Origin of the sequence: Kitasatospora sp. NPDC056800, from assembly GCF_042789775.1 — a bacterium.
In the GTDB taxonomy this organism is placed as follows: domain Bacteria; phylum Actinomycetota; class Actinomycetes; order Streptomycetales; family Streptomycetaceae; genus Kitasatospora.
Genome location: NZ_JBHUAL010000421.1, coordinates 1 through 1,390, shown reverse-complemented (window position 1 = coordinate 1,390; position 1,390 = coordinate 1). Strand labels below are relative to the sequence as shown.

General features: G+C 69.6%; 1 protein-coding gene. It reads right to left on the bottom strand.

Translation table 11 applies throughout. The features are described from left to right. On the bottom strand, positions 1–1,155 hold a 1,155-nt coding region (locus ACFRQN_RS40825; RefSeq protein ID WP_380745709.1), incomplete at its 3' end, for an IS110 family transposase. Between the last annotated feature and the right edge of the window lie 235 nt (positions 1,156–1,390).

Below are 1,390 nucleotides of genomic sequence, written 5' to 3'. Positions count from 1 at the left end.
GAGGGCCCAGAGCACGTTGAGACGGCGCCTGGCGAGGGCCAGGACGGCCTGCTTGTGGGACTTGCCCTCGTCGCGCTTGCGCCGGTAGAACGCCTTCGAGACGGGGCAGTGGACAGCGGCGACCTGGGCGGAGAGGTAGAACATCCGCAGGAGTCTTCGGCTGTAGCGGCGGGGCCGGCGGAGGTTGCCGCTGACCTTGCCGGAGTCGCGGGGCACGGGGGCGAGGCCGGCGACCCCGGCGAGGCGGTCGGGACTGCCGAAGGCGGCCATGTCGCCGCCGGTGGCGGCGATGAACTCGGCGCCGAGCATGTCGCCGATGCCGGGCATGCTGGTGATCACCTCGGCGTGGGGGTGCTCGCGAAACCGGCCCTCGATCAGGGCTTCGAGCTCGGCGATCTCCTGGTCGAGGGACATCACCTCCCTGGCCAGGGTGTGGACCATCCTGGCGGCGGTCTTCTCCCCGGGAACGGCGGTGAACTGGGCCTCGGCGGCCGTGACCGCGGCTTCGGCCGTGCTCTTCGCCGTGGGCGCGGTGCGCACGCCATGACTCTTCAGCCAGGCCGCCAGTCGGGCCCGACCGATGCGCCGGAGTGCGGCCGGCGTCCGGTAGCCCGTCAGCAGCACGAGGGCGCTCTTGGAGACGCTGTAGTCGAAGGCCCGTTCCAGGGCCGGGAAGTACTCCAGCATCTGGGCGCGCAGCCGGTTGATGGCACGGGTGCGGTCGGCGGACAGGTCCATGCGGCGGGCGGTGAGGATCTTCAGATCGACTGCGATCTCGCCGGCCTGGTCCAGCGGTTGCAGGTCGCGGCGCATGCGGGCGGTGTCGGCGATGACGAAGGCGTCCTTGGCGTCCGTCTTCCCGTTGCCCCGGTAGGCGGCCGAGGCGTGGTGCACGGTCCGGCCGGGGATGTAGAGCAGCTTCTGCGAGTGGTTGACCAGGAGCGCGATCCACAGCGCGGCGCCGCCCGCGTTCAGGTCCACCGCCCACGTCACCGGGTTGCCGTCGGCCAGCTCCAGGACGTCGCTGAGCAGTTCCAGCAGTTCGGCCTCGTTGTTCGGCACCCGGCGGGAGAGCACCGTCTTCCCGTCCGTGTCGATCGCCGTGCAGTGGTGCTCGGCCTTGCCCGCATCCGTCCCGGCCCACAGTTCGGGCATCCAATCCTCCTCGCTCGACGTGCCTGTTCACAGTCCCAGCAGACGACCTCGCCGACATGTCCATACGAGCGATCTTGTTCCGCGCATCCCAATCAGCGGCCGAGTCGTCGCGGGATGCCGGGCGGCCAATCTCCCTCAGCCACGGACGCGGCAATGACATGACAGCCACACCCGGCATCCCTGGGTGCCCTGATCTTACGAATGACCAGAACGATCCCACGAAGAAAGGTATGGA